Below are 20730 nucleotides of genomic sequence, written 5' to 3' on the forward strand. Positions count from 1 at the left end.
CCGTCACCAAGATTGTAGACGAAGGTGTTGCCGCCATCGCCGCCATACATGTTATCATCGCCCAGGCCGCCGATAATCGTGTCCGCGCCCGTGCTGCCGTAGATGACATCGTCGCCCGCGCCTCCTTCGATCGTCTCTTCGCTACGTCCACCACGAATGATGTCGTTCTGGTCTGACTGCGCCTGCAGAACGATCTGCGCGTCGAGCGCAACTCTGTCCCATATCGTACCGTCCGCGAAGTGCACCTCTTCGATGCCGGAAGCGTCGTAAATACTGCCGCCAGACTGGTCTTCAAGCAGGATCGAACCATCGTTTCCAACGAAGCGGATCAGCACGTTGCGGCTGTCGGTGGCCTGGTGCGTGACGATGACGTCGCTCGGCGCGATGCCCGCCCCCAGCTGCAGAATGTCAGTGTCGCCATGATCGCCCTGGTCGATCCGGTCGTTGCCGTCACCAAGATTGTAGACGAAGGTGTTGCCGCCATCGCCGCCATACATGTTATCATCGCCCAGGCCGCCGATAATTGTGTCCGCGCCCCTGCCGCCGTAAATGACATCGTCGCCCGCGCCCCCTTCGATTACAGTCGAACTGTAGCCATCAGTAATTGTGTCGGCCCCGGCACTTGAAGCCCTGCCAGCCAGCTTTTGGCAGAGCGTTTCGCGATCCCATATGGTCCCATCGGCAAACTGAATCTGCTCAAATCCAGTGGAATTGCCTGCATCTTGATCATTCAGCAGGAGAACACCCGGCGCAGAAGCAAACCGCACCATAACATCACGCGTGTCGGCAGGATTTCGAGTAAGGACCAGATCGTACAGCGAAATGCCGGCACCGAAGATCAAAATATCGTTGTTGCTGTCATATCCGCTGAGCCGGATAGCGCCGTCACCGATATTGTAGGTGAAGCTCGCCACGCCGTTTCCGCCATTGAGGTCCTGATCCCAGGAACTGGGCGGAACATCGTCAGTCGCGCCAGCAAAGGCAGCGCCAGTACCCATACGAAAGAGGTCAGGCAGCGTCAGACTGGTCCCGTCGGCAAAGCGCAATTCCTCGATCGATTGAGAACCGTCTTCTGCATCCTGATGTTTCAGTGTAATTTTGTCGCCGGCGTCACCGATCGTGAGGATAACATCGGTTGGATTGTCGGGATCAGCGCTGACAAATACATTCGACAAAGCGATACCGGCGCCAAAGACTAGCGCATCGACGTCCGCAGCAGCCCCAATTTCTTCGATGGTGACGTCCCCATCGCCAAGGTTGAACAAGTAGGTATCCGATCCGTCACCCCCAGAAAGGCTATCCTGTCCGCCACCGCCGTTTAGCGTATCGTCGTAAATCGTACCGGTGAGCGTATCGTCGCCTGCGGTTCCTGTAAGGCTCCTGCCTGCGGTCTTGGAATACACTGCCCGACTTGCAAGATCTGTCTTGCTCCAGTCTGCGTCCGTGAAGTTGAATTCTTCAATACCCTCGGCGCCGTTCGTTACCGCACCGCGCAGATCAATTCGATCACCTGTCGAAGCATCGCCGACCAGTAGCGACAAATCGACACCGGCCGAATGCGCGACCACAGTGATGTCATTACTTGAAACGTTATGGCCGAATTCAAGAATGTCTCGTTGGGTGGTCGATGTGCCAGAATCGCTTAGAGAATCACGACCATCACCCTTACGGAAGATAATCGTATCATTGCCTTCTCCGCCATCGATCTTGTCATCGCCCTGACCACCCTCGAAATAGTCGTCACCACCGCGTCCCGATAAAATGTCATCGCCGGATGCGCCTTCGAGCCAATCTGACCCGCTGTTCATCGGATCGGTCGAATCTCCGTCCGCTCCCAAGATTCGGTCATTGCCTGCCCCTCCGAACAGAACGTTGCCGCTGCCGCCATTTGCGTCGAGCACGTCGTCGCCGTCGCCGCCAAATAGCCAGTCGTCCAGTGAACCACCAACCAGAATGTCGTTGCCCGCATCGCCAAACAGGTCATCGCCGGAATCGCCGGCACGAATGAAGTCGTCGCCTGCCCCACCATGGAAGACGTTCGACACGTGATATGACGAGTCCTTTGAAATTCCATCTCGGGTTCCGCCAGACGTGGCGGTGATCATTTCATCGGAAGCGGAGCCTTGAATGACGGTCTTTGATCCGCTGTCGACGGTGTCTTCCAGCACAGCTCCGTCCAGCGTCATGTAGCGTTCGCCATTGCCCTCGCGGGACAAGGCTTCAAACTGGAAACCGACATCACGGGCATCGATTCCACCTTGATTTAGAAGATACGAAAACCCGCCATCCCAATCATGCGTGTTGCGCTTGAGAAGGCCCAGATCGCTCGCCTGTGAGAGCGTGAGAAGCCATTCGGCGCTGAATACCGAGTCCGGTTCCGCGGCGATGAGGGCATTGATCGAGGCCGAATTGTGCAGGTATGTGTTCAGCCGGTCGGCGAGCGACAGATTGCCAAGCAGCATGTCGAGCCCATAATCGACATGCGTAAAATCCCCCATGTCTTGAAGAACGCCGTCGATAAGCGGATTGCCTGTATCAGGTGTGGATGACGTCACGACGCCAAGCGCTATAGTATTGTAAAACGCCCGCTTCGTGACAACGTCACCGCCGATGATCTGGAAGTCCTCGGCTGCTCTCATTACGCCATAGCTGAGAAGATCCTGGGGTCCTTCAAATTTTTCCCTGTTATCGCTACTCGTACCGTCATCCCAGTAGACATACGCCTTGCTCCTCATCCCGTAGGAGCCGCCTTCGATTTCGGATCCGTTTAGCAGTTCACCACCAACCTCATCGATAATGCCGTTGAGCGTAATTGCAGCGGTATTGCCGAGTTGCCGGGCAACCTGTTTCTTGCCGCCATCCTTTTTCCAGACGCTATCAACCGCAAAATGTCCGCTATCCGCATCATAACCCAGGATCGCTCCAGACTCGGGCTTGCCTGTAAAGAGGCCGCCAACTAGTCCGCCGACGAGGTCACCGACAAAGGCACCAATCGCGGTGCCGATTACGGGCAACGATGAACCGATGGTTGCGCCGATCGCGCTGCCGATCTGCGCCCCGATCTGTTCGCCAACCTCATCCCAGCCGGCAATTTCTTCGGCGAGTTTGTTCCCGGCAAAACTGCCAGCCGCGCTTGCCAGGCTCGTCGTGCTCAGTCCATCGAACACGTCTTTGCCGCCCGCGGCGTTCGAAAGAATCGTATTGATCACCTGGCCCGCTTCGGTGGTCAGCAATTCGCCGGGCAGACCGCCGACACCGATGGCATCCACGAGCTGAGCTGTCAGGTAGGAACTGACAGCGCCAACTCCTGCGGATTTGAGATTATCAAGAAACTCTTGATCCAGCCCGTCAAACGCGTGCGAAAGGTTGTCCGAGGTCGCCGTGCCTCCATCGAATGCCAGGGTATTCAACACGTCGCCGAAATTGTCGGCGATGGTCTTCAAGGCGGCCGACGTGACAGTCTGGGTGATTACGTCATCGCCCGCGATGTATCGGCCAAAGGTGTTTGCGATAACCTCAGCGGCATTGACGAAATCGATATTGATCGGCGAGTCCGTCAGGCGAATTGTCGTCGGGCCGCCATCGTCGTGCGTAATTGTAACATCACCATCTGTGGTGCGCATAATGCCCGAATAGGTCGCATCCTGGCTTTGGAGATTGAAATCCCATTCCTGCACCGTCGAGCGGCCATATGCGTCCGTGCCAGAGCTGATTTGATAGCGACCAATCTTCGTTCGCGGATCAAACGCGACAAGCTTGGTCGTGTGGCCAGCTAGAATAAGCGTTCCGTCGCTTGCAACCCGAGCGCTGAGGAAGGCCCTAGCAATTTCGCTAGTCGCTCCACCGCCTGTTAATCCGTCATCCAAACCAATTAGGTTTCCAAGATCATCGTATGTCAGCTTTGGTTGTTCGACGCCTGCCATGGCCCGAGCGTAGGAATCGAGTTGCGCCTTAATTCTCGCCGCCTCAGCTAAATTTAGGACCCGTGTTGCCTCTTCATCCGTCACGTCTGCGGCGACAATAGTCCCATCGGCCGCTAGTGTTATTGTTATACGTCCCTCCACTGAGGGCTGGCTGGACGCGTTGCCAACTTGAACCGTTGTGATCTTGGTGCTGCCATCCGCTGTCGGTGCTCGAACTACAATGACTTTACCGTCAGCGTTGTTGGGATCATCCAGCACCGAAACTGCTGAAATTGAGCCCTTTCCTGCAGCGCCTGGGCCGGACACAATAAAATCGTCAAATGTTAATACGGTGCCACCATTCAAGTAACTCCAGCGTGTACCGAGTTCACCATAGTCAGCACCCATGAAGTTTTTTATATTATCTACACTTTCGTTGGTTAGTATATATGAAACTTGATGATTTTCAGGATCAATATATTCTTCGGCAAATGACGCATATAGAGAAGCCGGAAACAAGGTTCCCGCTAGCGTTGCGCCTATCCCCTGCCATTGGGCCGCTAGATTGTACTTATTATCGACAAATGCAGTGTGTCCAAAAACGTCACTTCCGACGTTATTGTTTATGATGGTAATGATATCATCTTCGCTTCTAAGCAATCTCCAATGATTTCCATTAGAGTCCTCGCCATCCAAACTGCCACCTAACGGCACGTCAGCAATAGCTGACGCCGAGAAGCCAAAAGAAGCTGGAGTCTTGTCAAGATTAACGACTTGCGGCGAGCCAACTGCCGTTCCAATTAGCAGCGCGTTGAGAATATCGGTTTCATTCGTGAGGCTAATTGTCTGCTGACTGCCAAAAAGGCGTGACTTTTGCTCGTCTGTTGCCCTTTGCCAAACACTTGAGTCCAAGGAAGCGTCGAATGTGTATCCAACATTCTTACCAGGAAAGTAGTCTATCAGGCCATAGCTATCCCAGACCAGGCCATCGACAGATAAAATGTTATTTCTACTAATTTGATCGTATGCTTTACGTAATACAATATCTTCCATAAACGATACCACGGCATCGTCGATATTGTATGAAAATTTATCTAATTTAATGCCATATAGAGCTCCGTTTGCGATCTTTGCATTCAAGTTTCCCGCAATTGCAGCTCGACCGCTTTCACCCGAATAGGTTGTAATCTCAGCTTGCTCCTGCAACATCCTAGCAGCTTGAATGTAGCGGTTAGACTGTTCGACATCCGAAGATGCAACCGCCTTACCTTGATCACTCAAGACTTTGGCAATCTCAAGATAGGCGCCTGCACGATCCGCAGTTAAGGTAAAGCTGCTTCCAAGCTTTGCGCGAGCGTCCTCAACCGCAGCCTCAAATCTTTGTTCAAAATCGACTAGTCCGCCCATTTTCAATTCCCCCGATGAGACTCGACGTCAGACACTAATCTCTCAGACATAGAGATAATTTCCCGCCACTTTGGAAGCAAATCTGGATAGAATAGCGCTTGATTTACTAAGTTTCCTCCACGATCATGTATTAACTTACACATCATGGGCGCATTAACAACCATGTGCACACACTCTATCAATGTATTATAATCAGGCGATACGAATAATTTCGAATCGTTGCCCGCTTCCGGTGTGTAACGCTCCTCTAGGCCGTAAATATTAGATCCACTTTTCAAATATCTAGAATAGTGATTATTCCATGTCCCATCCACCCGCCTTTTTACACTTCCAGAGCGCTCCCAGATTGCACTAACAATCACTACATTGGGTGTGGACAACTGATTTTTAGGCACAGGATCCCCGTGGGGGAATCGAACCGAAAAAGTGAACTGTCCAAGTTCAATTGCTTGTTTGATTGAAAATGTGGGGCTCGGAGAAATATATTTCGCGGGCATTTTTATGTCTACTCGTTCATCGAATCCGTCCGTAAGTTCCGGCTTGGGGCCTAAAATGAACGTGTAGGAGTCTGGCTCCTTCGCTGGCGGTTGCATTGGATGACATCCTTGCAGCGCGAAGATGAATAGGCCCGCGATCGAAACAAATCCGATCGGCGTGTAGCGTTTGGTCATTCTGAAGAGCCTTTCAGTATTCGCCGTATCGCGTCAGCCCGAAAGGCCGCCGCGGGAACCCCGACGCGGTAGGCTGGATTGCGAACCTTGATAGCCCGTCCGTGGCGCTCGCTGCCAACCGGCCCGGAATATACGTAGGTTTGGGATTCCGAGCTTTTCGATGCGCGAGTGTACCAACGAAGCGCGAGCTTGAGATCGCGATCTACACCGTCGCCTTCCTCGTAGCGTCGGCCGAGCTCGTATTGGGCGTGTTTATCGCCGCGCCTCGCCGCCGCCTCGGTGTCTGCAAGACTTTCCGTGCACCAAGTTGCAAGAGCAGCATCACCGCTCACGACGCTCGGTGCCTGCAACGCCAACAGGGTGCCAAGGACGATAGTCATCGCCTTACTCCCTTGTTTTCGAGACCTTCCGCTACTTTTTGCACCAGTTCTCTTTTAGCTTCGGCCCCGACGCGAAGCACGGCACGTTTTTTATTCGCCTCATCTTGATGGATCATCCGAAACGATATTCCTGAAAACGGCCCAGCGATGAGATCAGCAAGCATCAGTTCCGCCTCGCGATTTTGCGGGTCGGTGAACGGCGCGATCAGGGTGATCAGCCACAAGCGATCACCCGATTTCCAATCATCGGGCGATAATTCGAGTTTCGGTTCGGAGAGCGATCGTTCGAGTTTGCTTTCCGCCTCTTCATCCAGATATGCCCAGAGAGCAGCGCCGATAGGACGATCACCTTTCCTAAAGATGTGAAACTGACGGTTCAGGATAGCCGGCATGACCAACGACATGAGATCGCTGACCAGCAAGTCGTGATATTGCCATGATTGGCTAAGGAGCCACGTAATTTCGCCAAAGACATGGCTAACCGTATGCGCCGGTGTTGTCGCTGTGCTGGCTACCGCCACTGCTCATCTCCACTAATTCTAGCCGTCACCTTCATCTCACTGCTCCCGTGCGGCTTCGCGCCGAGCCTTGTCGATTGGGCTTATCAAATAACTAATAATTGACCTCTGCCCGGTCCTGATATCGGCTGTGGCCGACATGCCAGGGCCTAAGGATACGACCTCATCGCCTCGATCAATTTTTGAATTAAGCAATGTAATGCGCGCGACGTAAACCGGCCCCAACTTCTTGTCTTCCACTGCATCAGTGCTGATACTTTCGATCTTTCCAGGGATCGTACCGTATCGCGTAAAAGGAAAAGCCTCGAGCTTTACTGCGACATTCTGCCCCGGACTAACAAAACCGGCGTCCCTGTTAAGCACCTTTGCCTGCATGGTTAGGGCACCATACGGAACCACGACCATCAGTGGTCGGATCGCTTCGACAACACCGCCGACGGTATGCACCGCAAGCTGCTGAACCGTTCCGTCAACCGGTGCCACAAGACGCTGCAAGTGGCTCTTTTGTTGCGCCTTGGTCAACTCTTCCTGCCGCAGCATTGCTTCGCTCTGCGCTTTGGCTAGGTCCGATAAAGCAGTCTGCCGCGCTTGCTCGCGCATCTGCTTAAGTTGTTCGGCATATTTGCGCGCATCGGACAAAGCCTTGGATCTTTGCGCGACAGCGATCTCACGCTGCCCGGCTTCCGAGTGCTTCTGACGCTCCATCTCCAGCAGTTTCAAACCTGGAGCATAACCCTTGGCTTCCAATCCGTGCATGGCATCAAGCTCGCGTTCTAGCACGGGAGCAGTCTGGTCGAGCGTCTTGATCTGCTCCGTTGCCGCTCGCGCATCCGCTAGTGACGACGTGCGAGCGGCAGCCATACCGGCAATTCCGGCTTCGCTTTGCGCAAACTGTGCAGCAATCAATCTGCGCTGGGTGTCGACTACATCAGCCGGAGTACCTGGAGGCGGGTCAAAATGCAGTCCCCTTCCCGAGAGCGCATTGGCGATGGCCTGATTGCGCGCTACATCGAGCTGGGAGGCAAGCAGAGCTTTCTCCGCCTGGATCTGCTCTGCAGCCGAAACGGTTGGGTCGAGATCAATTAAAGGTTGGCCCTTCTTTACTACATCCCCGTCACGCACATAAATATGCCGAACAACTCCCGTGTCGGAGGCCTGGACTAATTTTACATCGTCGGCTGGCATGATTTTCCCTTGAGCTGATGCGACGACATCCACTCGGCCAAAAACCAGCCAAATGAACGTTGCGGCAAGGCCAACCAGAAGTACCCACGCCGTAAACCGCCCGGTTGGAGACACAGGCCGCTCTACAACCTCCAACGCAGCGGGCAGAAAACGAGGATCAGCGCTGGGCGTAGCGTTCCGTGAGCGCTTGCGATCCTTCACCAGTGCTTCGCGCGCCACTTGCCAATGGCGGGAAATCGCATTCATACGTGAGCTCCGTGGCTGACGCCCATTTGTCGCCGATAGAGGTCAGCGTAGCGACCATCGAGGCTCAGGAGTTCATCGTGACTTCCTGCCTCGACAATTCGCCCCTTTTCAAGCGTGATAATGCGGTCGCACTGGCGGATCGCGGATAACCGGTGAGCAATGATGAGCACTGTACGGCCACGCGCCATCGCCTTGAGATTGGCTTGGATGATCTCCTCGCTCTCCGCATCGAGAGCCGAGGTCGCCTCATCAAAAATCAGGATACGTGGCTGCGTAACCAGAGCACGCGCAATGGCAAGTCGCTGGCGTTGACCGCCAGATAAGTTAGTGCCTCGTTCCTCAATAGGCGTATCATAGCCCTGCGGCATGCGGACGATGAAGTCATGGGCACCCGCGAGTGTGGCTGCGGCAGTAACAGCTTCCAATGGCATGGCTGGATTGGAGAGAGCTATGTTCTCGCGAACAGATCGATTGAACAGCAAATTCTCCTGCAGGACGACCCCGATTTGGCGACGTAACCACGCAGGATCGATTTGGCTAACATCAACGCCGTCGACCAGAACGCGCCCTGCTGCCGGTGTGTAGAGACGCTGGAGGAGCTTTGTGAGAGTTGACTTGCCTGAACCGGACGATCCGACAATGCCCAGCGTGGACCCAGCCTGCACTTCAAGGTCGATATCTTCCAAGGTCCAGGGGCCATCAAGGTCATAGCGGAACTTAACGCCTTCGAACTGAATGGCCCCCGCTATCGCGGGAAGAGCCGTTTGACTTCCAGAGCCGGGCTCGGTTGGTTGATTAAGAACGTCTCCCAGCCGATCGATCGCGATCTTGACCTGCTGAAAATCCTGCCACAGCTGCGCCATCCGGATGACGGGCCCCGAAACCCGCTGGGCGAACATGTTGAATGCTATAAGCCCGCCCACGGTCATATCGTGGCTAATTACTGCCTGCGCACCGAAGTAGAGAATGGCTGCCAAATTGAGCTTCGAAATCAACTGGATCGCCTGGCCACCCGTATTGCCAAGATTGATAACCCGCTGGCTGGCCTCACTATATCCCGCAAGTTGGCGTTCCCAGCGATCCTGCCATTGAGGCTCGACCGCACTTGCCTTGATCGTTTGAATTCCCCCTATGCTTTCGACAAGCAGTGCGTTGTTTGCAGCTCCACGCTCGAACTTCTCATTGATCCGCTCGCGCAGCGGTCGTGTGACCAGCACAGCTACAATGAAATAGGCAGGAATAATCAGCACCGTGATCAGAAAGAGCTTCGTTGAGTAAATCCACATCGCGATCAAAAAAACGATCGTGAAGGCGGGATCTACAAGCACCGACAGTGAAGCGTTGGTCAGGAATTCTCGAATGGTTTCGAGCTGGCGTACCCGCATGGCCGTGTCACCGACACGGCGTGCTTCAAAGTACCCCAGGGGGAGCCGCAATAGATGTCGAAAGAGCTTGGCGCCAAGTTCGACATCAAGTTTCTGGCTGGTTTCGGAATAGAGTCTCGTCCTCAGCCAACCGAATATCGTCTCCCACACCGATACTCCGACGAAACCGATAGCTAGGACAGTCAAAGTCGACATGGTGTTGTGCACAAGAACCTTGTCGACGACGTTCTGAAAAAACAATGGCGCGGCGAGGCCGAGAAGGTTCAATGCCAATGTAATAAGAAGGACTTCACCAATCAGATGTCGGTAGCGCACGATCTGTGGGATGAACCAGGTGAAATCGAATGCTCGACTGGTCAGCCCAATATTCTCACGTGTGGTGACCAAGACGAGCTCGCCATCCCAAACCTCGTTAAGCTCTTCCCGGGTCAGTTTGCCTACCGAACGATCAGGACGCTGTATCAGCACCTCTTCACCCGCAACTCGTCCAATAAGAAACCAGCCAAGCTTGCCACAAGCAAGGGCAGGCAACGGTAAGCGTTCCAAGTCTTTCCAACTCGCCTGACGTGCCTTCGCGCGTACCCCTTCGATAGCCTGCGACAGGCGAACAAGATCGCGGGAACTGACACCCTCATAATGGCCAAGTTCATGGCGCAACTGATCTGGATCGGCTACAATCCTGTGCATGGCGAGCAAAGTGGCAAATGTGATCAGACCGCTATCTTTGCCTTCATTGGAGATATTGGGGTCAGCGTCGCTCATGAGTGCGCATTATCGCTTGCGGGCGCAGATGGCTGCTCGACCGATTCTCGAATGGGGGTAGTAGGCAACGAGCGTGAATAGGTCCGCTGAATGATGTCGCCCTTGGTCTGCTTGATTGAAGGATTGGCGTCGCTAGCGCCAGATGGACGGAGCATCTGCTGACGGAATCGAGGTGCTGTCACCTCGTCGAGAGCCGATATCACCCCATCCCACGGCAGCGAATTTCGACCTCCGATTTCACGCAAATGGCTTTCAGGGTCACGAAGTTGGACGCCTGTAAGTAATGTCCGCGCTTCGAGTAGCCCGGTTTGGCGCAGTAGCGAGGCTTCGGCCAAGTAGTGGTCGCATTTGGAGGTCAACAAAGCAACTTCAGCATCGCGAAGCTGCTGCTGAGCAAACAAAACATCAAATGTTGATCGCAAGCCAACGCGATACTCATTGACCATCCCGTCTAGCTGGACCTCAGCAAAATGACGTTGCTGGCTTTGAAGATCGACCTGGGCTGCAGCAGAAATCATGTGATTCCATGTCCGTGAGACACTTCGGTCTACGTCCCTGCGCGTTGCCTCTATCTTAAATCGATCTGATCCGTTGCGATCCTCTGCTTCACGGATGCTTGAAGCAATGGCTCCTCCGGCAGAAAGCGGCACCGTGAGCACAACGCTGCCGGTATAGTTTTGGTCTTGATTGCGAAAATGGTAAGGCAGCGCCTTGCCGATCAGGCCAGCTTCAGCCCGCAAATTTAATGTCGGCTGCCCCTCCGCCTTGGCGGCAACAATACTCGCTCGAGAGGCGTGCTCTGAAAATATGGCATGCTTGATTTCTGGATTTTGCTCTTCGGCCAGTGCGAAAGCAACTTCCACGCGATACGGTAAATTCGGAAGATCGGGAACTTCGGATAATTTTCCAGGCTCATGCCCCACTAGAGTCGCATAATCGGCTCGAGCCGCTTCAAGCGCCTGCTCAGTTATGACCATCTGTTGACGAGCGATCGATAACTGAGCTTCAGCTTGTGCGACGTCCGTGCGCGTCACCTCACCAGCCACTTGGCGCGCGCCTATTTCCTTAGTCAGTCGCTGCAGTTGATCGACACTCGACTGCCAGATCAGCAGCGCCGCTCGGTATCGACGCACATCGACGTATGCCGTGATGACTGACAACAGCAAATCACCTTCGGTTCCGCGTAAGATCTCGCGCCCCACACGAATGTTGGCGAGGGCCGCATCCCGTGCAGCAGTCGCTCGTCCACCAGTAAAGAGCGGTTGACTGACAACTACTTGAGCAATGTTGCTGTTACTACCAATAGCTCTAGGCCTAAGAGGGTTGACCTCTTGGGAGACTCGACCGTTGATCCTCCGGTTATAAGCACCGGTAACATTCAGCTCAGCCTTCGTTCGCAGCTGCGAGCGAGCTTGAACCAAACCCTCATCGGCTGCCCGCAAGTCATAACGAGCGCTCTCAAGTGTCGGGTTGGTCTGATATGCAAGAGCTATCGCATCAGCCAGCGTCTCCGCTGATGCTGGCGCGGCAGCAGCGAAAATCAAATTCGCAATCAAAATATAAACTGACTTTTGGCAAGCCCGAGCTTCAAAATGCATTGCCTGAACCAAATCTTAGACGGCCACCCGAAACCAATCGTTCCGCACCCACATTAACCCAAAAACATGAGCGGCCGATGTTTTTCATCAGAATTGAATTGTGAAATCGCGACACCCCCTCCAGTCCCGAAAAATTCACCACCGACCCAAATTGAAAGTAAAGCGCACTTACAAATCCCAAGGCCGCCAAGGCCCGAATTGACGTAGCGTCAGAGCGGGCCTCAACACTCATCGATTCTCTTCGAAACCGCCGCTCACGCTTGATATTGCATCCAAAATGGATGCACGTAGAACCCAAATCCGGGCACTTTAACTTCCCCACCTGGCAACACCCTTACGGAAATGATCATCTAATCAATTATTTCATTAGTGAATTATTAACCTAATGAATTATTACGAATACTAAATTCCTTTGCAAGCATTTATTCAGATAATATTTGGATCGCCCTGGGGCACTGAATCAAGCTTATCCAGCGACTGGAGAACCAATTCGCTCTTCCCGATGCCACCTGGCCCCGAAATCAGAACTGAGCATCCTTTTGTGAAGTATTGGACGAGTTTATTGACGCGATTCTCGCGACCATAGAAACGTGCGGTGGGACGGGGAACACACGTGTACGTCGAGGTTCCCTGAGCTTCGCCCGGGTCGCTTCTATCATCTCCGCAGCACAGAATCTGGCGAGTTTTGCCAAGCACCAAGCGACGGTTGCACAGGCGATGCTCCCGCTGGCTCTGCGGGAAGGGCCAGAACATTGCCGCCGAGAATCTAATCCTTCTGCCCTCGGCCGGGGATTATCCCTTCCGGCTGACAGAGGCAGTGCGTGAGACGTGCATCGATGTGCTGATCGTTGAGAGTGGCTGCACCGGCGACGGTAAGCCAACGGTCTACTTCACGCTCCTGCATTGCCATCGTGGCAAGGTGCGCTGGCACCGCGCACTACGTCTCTGGTGCGATCTCGACCGGCGGCTCTTTCTCATCCCAGATCCCGATGGAGACGAGCCGGACGCGTGCTGTTTCGAACTGGATCGAGGCGCTCGTCTAACAGAGACGCCGTGGGCGCATGCAGCCGAGCGCGATCTCGGACTTCGCAATGCCACAGCGTTTCTGCTGGCGCCATAGCGCCGGTGGGTACCGATTTCCGGCACCGCTGATCACCAGAGCATGAACAAACCCGGTGTGTCCGGGCAAGGTAAAGAAATGAACGAAGCCGCGCGCTCGGAACGCATCGGCTTCGCAGGGAGCATTGCAGTTATGAATATGATGTTCGCAATCCGTCCCCGAACGACGGAATTCAATGGCGGAGAGGTGATTCACCGTTTGCAGTCGGTCGCCTCGGCCATCAATGCAGTCATTGGAAAGGACGGAAGCGCGCTCGACCCGCTTTTCACGCAAGCAATTGTACTGCCCATCGCTGGCGTGGTGGTGATGGGCACCGGACGCAGACGACCGCTCTATTTTGGGAGCGCCGAACGCCTTGCCGATCTTACAGGCATGGATGTCCTTGTGCTGCGTTTCGACGCAGCCCGAGGCGCGAGCTTTGATATCCTGTTACGGGGCGCCGCACGCTGGTTATCCGGCTATCTCGCCTGGCGTCGCCGGGACAGCGAGTTGTGGCTCATCCCATCGGCTGGAACTGGACCCTGTATAAGAGCAAGCCATGCAGGGTTGGTGGTCGAGGAAAACGCGCCTTTCCTCGACCTCCAGGATCGATATGCGGGGATCATCACCGCGAAGACACATACCTCGTTCGAGGGGTGGATCTGACGGCTCTACGGCCGCTCCTCGCGACGCGCTTGCTAGGTCTCCATCCGGCCGCAAAATAATCTTCAGAAGTTCATAAGAGCCCGCTCGTATAAAATCACCGGGCCATCCGGGTTTCGGCAGCCACATCCAGCAGTGATGCGGTTCGCCGCTTGCCTGTTAACGGAAGCGACGGGGCGTTGGGCAGTGGCTCTTGGTTGGCTTCTTCCAAGAACCGCAAAGCTTCATCCAGGTAGTCATTAGAATGAGAGGTCACACCGGCGCCTTCCCTGACCTCTTCATTACGGCTCCCATGATCACAATCATTGAGGATGGTTCGTCTCAAATCATCTACAAGCTGCACGGCACGTTTTCGCCAGTTTTCTGGCAGCTCCGACTGACTGAAGGCCAATACAGGTGGATAAAAGGCATCGGTACTACCGGTATGCCGATACATGCTCGCGATGCGCTTCTCGAGCGTGGCTTCCATCTGGATCAGCCTCACGACGGCAAGCGAAATTACCTGCAGCGGCGTCAATCCGCGGTACCAGATCTGGCTCATCTGTAGATTGGCGACCTCCTCCGAGGTTTTATCCTTTCGTATCTCATTCCAAAAGATGTCGTCCTGGCTTTCTGCAAGATCTCTGACGTCAGCCAACAGGTGATCACGGTCTTTGCGCGAGATATCGCGGAGCATTTCTCGCTGGAGAGTAGGCTCCACTACAGCTTTGATGTTCTTTACGTCGTCATGGCGCGTCGGCTTTGCTTCGGCCTTGCCGCCGCGAGCTTCTTCATTGGTACGGTAGCGATCGGTGTTTTCGGTCAGCATTTGATAGACCGGCCGCCAGATCGCGATCGGAGTTCCTGCGCACATTCGCTCGCCCTCAACGTTTGAGTGCAACCAGGAAAATGCACCCTTCATACTGCGGGCAGCGCGACCGGCGCTGGCCTGCGCGTCATGAGCGCACCAGATAAGTTCCATTCGGTAGATCAATCGTATGGCGCTCTCAGCGGTCAAGCCCACCGGGATGCGATGTTTGGTGAGGTAAGCGGTTGCTGATCCATGATCGCCTCTAACCACTAGCCGGTAGAAATCCGGATCATTAGCGCTGGTTTGCCATAGCTGCTCGCAGAAGGCTCTTAATTCAGCATCTTCGAAGCCATGCTCGACGCCTGCCCAGCCCGTCACGAAATGTGTGCGCAAATAGCCATCGTCCGAACGGTCAAGTAGCTTCTTACAGAGTTCGAGCAGGCCAGCGGCTGAATCCGGCACGATATTATCGGGTAGAGGGAGATCACGGGAGTCCATAACCGCCATCTTGAGCTTATCCCACGGCTCGAAAGAAAATAGCTGGGCCTGACGCTTCTCTGAGCTAAGATTTTCACCCCAGATCTCCGCGAAAAGCCAATCTCTTACGTTCAGCAGGCCTCTTCTCGAGATTGGTCTATACTTGATGACAGTCTTGGCCAACCTTTTCAAGTTTCTCGGAACGTTGCGTGCAAAGTTGCGCGGCTTGTTCTTTGGTTTATTATTGTCAGTTTTCTTATCGCTCAGTTTCATAGGACTCCCTGTTAGGTTAGAATGATGCGGTTTCATTTCCATCTTAATAATAGCAACTTAAGAAATCCCTTGCGGCAATTCCGCGATAGCCTGTTCGATGTTGCTGATGAGTGCGCGAGCGATCACCTGCAGCTCCTTGTTCAGCTTGTCGGCCTCGCGCCAGGCAGCCAAACCGGTTCGCCCCTCCGTCTGCTCGGCCTCGCACCTGGCGAGTGCGGCGTTGAAGAGCTTCTCCTTCTCGAGAAAAGCGGCGTAGACAGCGTCGATATCCATGGATTAGTCCTTCCATTCTGCCGGGAGTTCAGGCGCCTGCCAGTAAGCTGGATTGCCGCCTTTTTCGTAGATCCACTGGAATGCTTCGCCCCTGGTGGCCAGCGTGGGCGGAGGCAGACGCGCCGCCTCACAAATGTCCTCGATGATATCGATCTGGTCGGCCGTGATGTCCTGACCGCGCCATTTCTCATTGGCACCCGTCCGACCGCTCTCGATAAAAGCTGTGACCGAAGCGTCGTAGATCGCCTTCTTGTACAGCCGCCGGCGATAAAGGCCCCAACTGCGACACCATTCAGCACGCGCGGGATCGGTCAATGCCGCGCTCACCGCTTCAGCAAATGTCATCGGACCACGATCGAGCCGCACTTGGGCCAACCATTGCAAAGCTCGGTCGCCGCATGCGAAGAACCCCAGGAGCGCCATATCATCCACACCCGCGAAACCGAGCAACGTAAGGCTCGAGCCAAGCCTGTACTTTTCGCTATCGACCGAGCCTTTCCCGCCGCGACGGCGCGGCTTTGCTCGCGCCTGGCGACGAAGTTCGGGAAGCTTCTCCTCAATGTGAGCAAGTTCAGAAGAGGCAGCGTGCTCGAGAGCCAACAGGCTCTTCAGAAGGTCTGCGCCGATCGCATCTGGTGGTGGCTGCGTGTTTGTCATGCGCACCAGATGGATGATCACTGTGGCGAGTGCCCCCGACCCTCCCCCAGGGTTTGGCCAGGCTCATTTTTGCAAACCTTGTGGGAGGGTCAGGACCACCACAGCACGGTCCTGCTTATAAGTTAAGAGAGAGGGGGGTGGTGCGCGATAAAGGTTTGTTTGGCCTGTCGGCCACAAACCACCCTGCCACCCCCCCCTCTCTTCGGCCAATCAGGCAAGGAAAAGCGATGCACGCGGCCTACGCTGAACTGAAAGAGGGATCACGTGCAGTAAGCGCGGCAATGGCAGCTGTGCGCGGCGCGCGTAATCAGCGTACACGCGAGGAAAGAGCCGCCGCGATCGCCGATGAAAAGGAAGAGCGTGAGGGGCGCAGGCGACGGCGGCTCAAGGAAGAGGAAGAGCTACTCGAGCAAATCAGCCGCCGCGTGCGGGTACATATGCCTGAAGAGCAGCGACCCAAGTTCAGCAAGACAGCGCGCAGACTGTTCCAGCGTTCAAGCATCTTTCTACCAGGTGATGTTGGCTTCAGCGATGCTCGCGGCCACGATGGACTCTACTCGGTCCATTTCGCGTTCGCACCTCGCGGATTTGCATCAACGAAAGGAAGACGATGGCGCGCGGGTGAAGCGGAGCGAGCCGCGCGCTACATCACCCGCGAGGAAGGCCTCGAAGGTGGAGAGCATGGCTGGTGGTCCAATGTCGCCGCAGACCGAACAGAACTCGCCGGCTTCTTCCGCACACTTGAAACATTGGAGAAGCACGACCGAAAAAATGCCAATGTCTATATCTCGGAGATCATCGCCCTTCCCGCCGAACTGACGCACAGACAGCGACGTAAGGCAGTGCGCCGGATCTGCCGGTTCTTCGAGCAACGCGGGCTACCCTACGCAGTTGCCATGCACACGCCGGATGAGGGCGGCGACCAGCGCAACTTCCATTGCCATATTCTTTATTCGCTGCGGCCTTGCGAGCGACATGGCGCCTTTGACTGGAGCTTTGCTGCAGCCAAGGAAAACGACATCAACACACCCGCCGGTATCCTTGCCCGCCGGCAGACCATCGTGCGCGACATCAACGCGACGCTGCATGCTGCCAATATCGACAAGCGCCTGACGCCTCTTAGTAACAAGGCGCGCTGCATGGCTGAGCCTGCACCGAATGTCGGTCAGATCGGAACCTGGATCGCGCGGCGCCTAACGGCCATGGAAGCGCGTCAGGCGCTGCTGCAAAAGGCGCAATCGCTAGCCAGACAAACGCGCTCTGCGCTTGTGGACGGCGGCACTAGACTGACGCAGCTTGGGACCGAAGTCGACCGTCGATGCGCAGAAATTAAGCGCATGCAGTCCATAGTCCGTACCATGGCCATACGGTCACCGATTGCCTCCGCCCGGCTCAGGGGCGCTGAGCTTGATGTGAAGCAATACCTCAAGCAGCGGCACCACGAGGTGAAAACGGCCAGGGGGAGAGCGAACCTCTCGATAGCTCAAAGCACCAGCCATCTTGCGCGCCGGCTCGATGCCAGAAAGCTGATGGTAGATGACCTGATGCATTCAGCTTCGGAGCGCGTTTTGCGGTTTGGCAAACACACAAGGCTTCGCAGGATGTTGGACCTAGTCGTTAGCGTTCGCGAGGCTTGTGCGAAGAAAACCCAGCAACGCGCGCTGAGTGTCCGGGCACGGCTCGAGGCGACTTCGACGGCTTTGGTATCACAGACGAGCCGAGCGGCAAGCCTTGCTCGTTATGAAAAGGCTACGCTGGATCTCGCGAGAGAGCGCTCTGCTCGGCTTGCGGGAAGTACGGCCAAAGCCGAACAGCGTCTGGCCCGCGCGGTGTCCCGTGCAGAGGAAATTGCGACCTTGCAGGTTAAACGAAAAACCATCGAGGAAGCTGCGACGAGATGCCATTCGGAAGATGTGCCGCGCCTTGCGGCTCACCGATCCAATGTTTCCGCGCATCTCGGAGAAATCAGGGCTTCAGCCGAGCGCATTTGGGGCAGAGACACGCAAGCCCTTACCCCGCTCGGCCACGGCCTCGGACTTTGTCTCGCCCGTCTTCTCGCAAATGCAAATACGCGCGCGCAGTCAGCGCAAGACAGGCTTGCCAACCTATGCAAGCAGGGGCAGCGCAATGCCAGAACCGGTATCCGCACCGGCCTGGGCGGTGACAACGACCGGCTTGCGAAGAGCGCGATAACGTCCGAACCGACTGAGCTGATCCACGCTCGGCCATCAGCAACGCCGGCGCTTTCTTCCTTCAAGGTGCTCCGCGGACGAAGTGATGCGCAGGAGATACTTCGCAGACTGGTGCGCGACCGAGCCCCCACAAAAGATGTCGAGCTGTATCCAAAACCGAGCAAGCCCTCGCCCGCGACTGGAGAAGCTCTTCTTGTCGCTTCGCAGCGCATAGCCATGCTGCGCTCGATCGCCAAGCGCCGGGAGAAGCGGGTTCGCGAAGCACTGAGAAAGCAGAGTCTGGACAGTGTGCGCCGTTTGAACCTGCCCATCACCCTCAGCAGTTCTGGCGACTACGAAGTCGCAAAGGGACACCTGCCCGATGACGAAATCCGGGCGCTCAAGGATCCTTCGAGTCACAAGGAAACACAGGCAATCCTGGCCGGGATGGTTCGAGAGCGATGGGCGCTTGCCGAGCTTAAGCGGGGACCCGTCCGGCAGGATCCAACTGACCCTGCCGAACTGGATCTAGCCACCCTCGCGGCTGCGATGCAGCGGTTGAAGGGAAAAGGAAAAGATTGATCAGGCGCCGGACCGCGCGGGCGCTGCCGGCGAACCAAGGGACACCAAGGGAAAGGAGAACGGGAAGGCGAGCTTCCTGAAGTGAATGAAAAAGCGAGGGAAAGCTCAGGGGCACGCCCCCATCCCAATCCAACCCGGAGTTTTCTATGAATGTCCAATCGTTTTCCGAGCAGGTATCGCGTGTCCGCATGCGCATATTCCAAGTCCTGATGCGCGCGATAGGAGCCGGCAATGCCGTGCCTGCGGCGTGGGAGTTGCCCGCCGGTTCCCTCCTTCTCGCAGAGCGCAAGCTTATCTTTGCAAGCACGCCATGCGATCCGGCACTTTTCCGGCGCTCAATGCATGAGGCGGCGACAGCGACCGGCGCTGACGTCGTACTCGCTCATCAGCCATATGCATTCGGACCTCAACCGACCTATTTCTCGGTGGTCCTCAATATGAATGGAGAACTCATCAGGATCGATGAGATGCTGCTTTACTTCGAAAGGTCGAGCGGCTTCTGGCTTGTGCCGTCCGGCCATGGTCCGTTCGTAGCCTTGGAGCGAACCGGCCTGCGCCTCGATTTCGAACCTCCCTTCGTGACTTTCCAACAGCGGTGCGCATGCATCGAAGCGGCCTCTGCCGCCCTCGCCGGTGACAATCAGATGCGGGAGGCCGCGTGATGGCGAAGAAAGTGAAGGCGCCTCCGGGCCTTGATTACGAGCCAGTTCTGGGGGAAATGGAGAACCTCTCCTTCGGGGTAGCGCAGGCCGATCCGAATAACGAACTTACCGCTGAACGCTTTCTCGGCCGCCGCCTCTTTCCCGTGATGAAGCCCCACGACATGTCGCTGCCCTGGCCGCAGCCGACCTGCCACAAATTCGATGTCATTCTGCCGCCTGGTGCAAGCGACGAGTTCTGGGACCCACAACGCCTTGTCAAAGCTTACGACCGGCAATGCTTCAATTCCATTCGCGACCTTGTTGTGATCGTCACGCTGCGGTTCGCTCAGGTTGATGTCGTCCCGCAGATCACCCGGCTGCACGAAGTATGGGAGCTGGGAAGAGGCTTCGCCGCTAACTTGGTGGAGGAACACTCGGTCGCCGTAGTGGTCGTAATGCATGTGCCAGCTCGTGCGGCAAAGCCGGGCTTTCCGCATCTTCACCTGATGATACCAGCTCGCCAACTTTTGCCATCGGGCTTTGGAAAATTCGCTCGGCCTTTGGCGACAGACGAAGGTCGGGCCATTGTAGAGGATGCTTGGAAGACATGGCAGGGGGCCAGAAATGCCGCATGATCCCATGCCCGAGGACCATGCGTCGCTGGCTGAACCGGCGCTGCGACTTTTCTTCAAGATCGCAACGCTGTGGTCGATGACGGAAGCCGAACAGTTTGGTGCGCTTGGGATCTCGAGCCAAACCACGCTGCAGCACTGGCGTACCGGCAGAATGTATGGATTTGGTGAGGACCAACTGCAACGTGTTTCCTACGTGCTTGGTATCTACAAAGCCATAAACACCTTGCTGCCCGATCCCATCCGGGCAGACCAATGGATAAGGAGGCCGAATTCGGCTCCGCTATTCAGAGGAAGAAGCGCGATCGATCTGATTGCATCGGGGAGCCTCACTGATCTGGCTGCCGTTCGCCATTATCTTGACGCTCAACTCGAGCGGTAATTCCAAAACCTGGGGGAGGGTCGGAGATATTCCGGC

At 55.6% G+C, this 20730-nt stretch carries 15 protein-coding genes; 5 read left to right on the top strand and 10 right to left on the bottom strand.

Annotation, left to right across the window (positions count from 1 at the left end; all coding sequences use genetic code 11):
- From GRI91_RS16275 to GRI91_RS09325, 7 genes are all read right to left on the bottom strand, one after another.
- Positions 1 to 5309 (bottom strand): calcium-binding protein (locus GRI91_RS16275; protein ID WP_160736410.1); only part of this gene is annotated, 5309 nt, incomplete at its 3' end.
- 2 nt (positions 5310 to 5311) lie between these two features.
- Positions 5312 to 5980 (bottom strand): hypothetical protein, encoded by a 669-nt coding sequence (locus GRI91_RS09300; protein WP_160736411.1) that lies wholly within the window; start codon positions 5978 to 5980, stop codon positions 5312 to 5314.
- Entirely contained in the window at positions 5977 to 6360 is a 384-nt protein-coding gene (locus GRI91_RS09305) for an SEL1-like repeat protein (protein WP_160736412.1), read from the bottom strand. Before GRI91_RS09305 ends, GRI91_RS09300 begins: the two co-directional genes overlap by 4 nt.
- On the bottom strand, positions 6357 to 6881 hold the full coding sequence (locus tag GRI91_RS09310) for a toxin-activating lysine-acyltransferase (protein ID WP_160736413.1): 525 nt from the start codon (positions 6879 to 6881) through the stop codon (positions 6357 to 6359). The genes GRI91_RS09305 and GRI91_RS09310 overlap by 4 nt, the downstream gene beginning before the upstream one ends.
- Positions 6882 to 6917: 36 nt before the next feature.
- Positions 6918 to 8309: an HlyD family type I secretion periplasmic adaptor subunit gene (locus GRI91_RS09315; RefSeq protein ID WP_160736414.1), complete on the bottom strand. Its 1392-nt coding sequence runs from the start codon at positions 8307 to 8309 to the stop codon at positions 6918 to 6920.
- Positions 8306 to 10456: a type I secretion system permease/ATPase gene (locus tag GRI91_RS09320; protein ID WP_160736415.1), complete on the bottom strand. Its 2151-nt coding sequence runs from the start codon at positions 10454 to 10456 to the stop codon at positions 8306 to 8308. The genes GRI91_RS09315 and GRI91_RS09320 overlap by 4 nt, the downstream gene beginning before the upstream one ends.
- The gene (locus GRI91_RS09325) at positions 10453 to 12054 is read right to left on the bottom strand and encodes a TolC family outer membrane protein (RefSeq protein WP_160736416.1); all 1602 of its coding nucleotides are present in this window, start codon (positions 12052 to 12054) and stop codon (positions 10453 to 10455) included. The genes GRI91_RS09320 and GRI91_RS09325 overlap by 4 nt, the downstream gene beginning before the upstream one ends.
- 1162 nt (positions 12055 to 13216) lie before the next feature.
- Here GRI91_RS09325 and GRI91_RS09330 point away from each other — a divergent pair.
- Positions 13217 to 13819: a hypothetical protein gene (locus GRI91_RS09330; protein ID WP_160736417.1), complete on the top strand. Its 603-nt coding sequence runs from the start codon at positions 13217 to 13219 to the stop codon at positions 13817 to 13819.
- A gap of 94 nt (positions 13820 to 13913) precedes the next feature.
- Here the strand turns inward: GRI91_RS09330 and GRI91_RS09335 are convergent, their stop codons facing one another.
- Genes GRI91_RS09335 through GRI91_RS09345 form a run of 3 tightly spaced genes read right to left on the bottom strand, consistent with a single transcriptional unit; the run spans position 13914 to position 16307 of the window.
- Positions 13914 to 15356, bottom strand: a complete 1443-nt coding sequence (locus tag GRI91_RS09335) for a hypothetical protein (RefSeq protein WP_160736418.1) — start codon at positions 15354 to 15356, stop codon at positions 13914 to 13916.
- Between the two features lie 57 nt (positions 15357 to 15413).
- Entirely contained in the window at positions 15414 to 15629 is a 216-nt protein-coding gene (locus GRI91_RS09340; protein ID WP_160736419.1) for a hypothetical protein, read from the bottom strand.
- A 3-nt stretch (positions 15630 to 15632) separates the two neighbouring features.
- Entirely contained in the window at positions 15633 to 16307 is a 675-nt protein-coding gene (locus GRI91_RS09345; RefSeq protein WP_160736420.1) for a hypothetical protein, read from the bottom strand.
- Between the two features lie 206 nt (positions 16308 to 16513).
- Between GRI91_RS09345 and GRI91_RS09350 the strand changes: the two genes are divergently transcribed.
- The 4 genes from GRI91_RS09350 (at position 16514) to GRI91_RS09365 (ending at position 20694) form a co-directional block, all read left to right on the top strand.
- Complete coding sequence (locus tag GRI91_RS09350; protein ID WP_160736421.1) at positions 16514 to 19039, top strand: MobA/MobL family protein; 2526 nt, start codon at positions 16514 to 16516, stop codon at positions 19037 to 19039.
- A gap of 146 nt (positions 19040 to 19185) precedes the next feature.
- A complete protein-coding gene (locus GRI91_RS09355; protein ID WP_160736422.1) occupies positions 19186 to 19701 on the top strand; it encodes a hypothetical protein in 516 nt (171 codons plus the stop codon).
- Positions 19701 to 20315, top strand: coding sequence for a hypothetical protein (locus GRI91_RS09360; RefSeq protein WP_160736423.1), 615 nt, complete (start codon positions 19701 to 19703; stop codon positions 20313 to 20315). The genes GRI91_RS09355 and GRI91_RS09360 overlap by 1 nt, the downstream gene beginning before the upstream one ends.
- Positions 20305 to 20694, top strand: a complete 390-nt coding sequence (locus GRI91_RS09365) for an antitoxin Xre/MbcA/ParS toxin-binding domain-containing protein (protein ID WP_160736424.1) — start codon at positions 20305 to 20307, stop codon at positions 20692 to 20694. The genes GRI91_RS09360 and GRI91_RS09365 overlap by 11 nt, the downstream gene beginning before the upstream one ends.
- Positions 20695 to 20730 lie beyond the last annotated feature (36 nt).

It is taken from the genome of Altericroceibacterium endophyticum (assembly GCF_009827595.1).
Taxonomy (GTDB): Bacteria; Pseudomonadota; Alphaproteobacteria; order Sphingomonadales; family Sphingomonadaceae; genus Altericroceibacterium; species Altericroceibacterium endophyticum.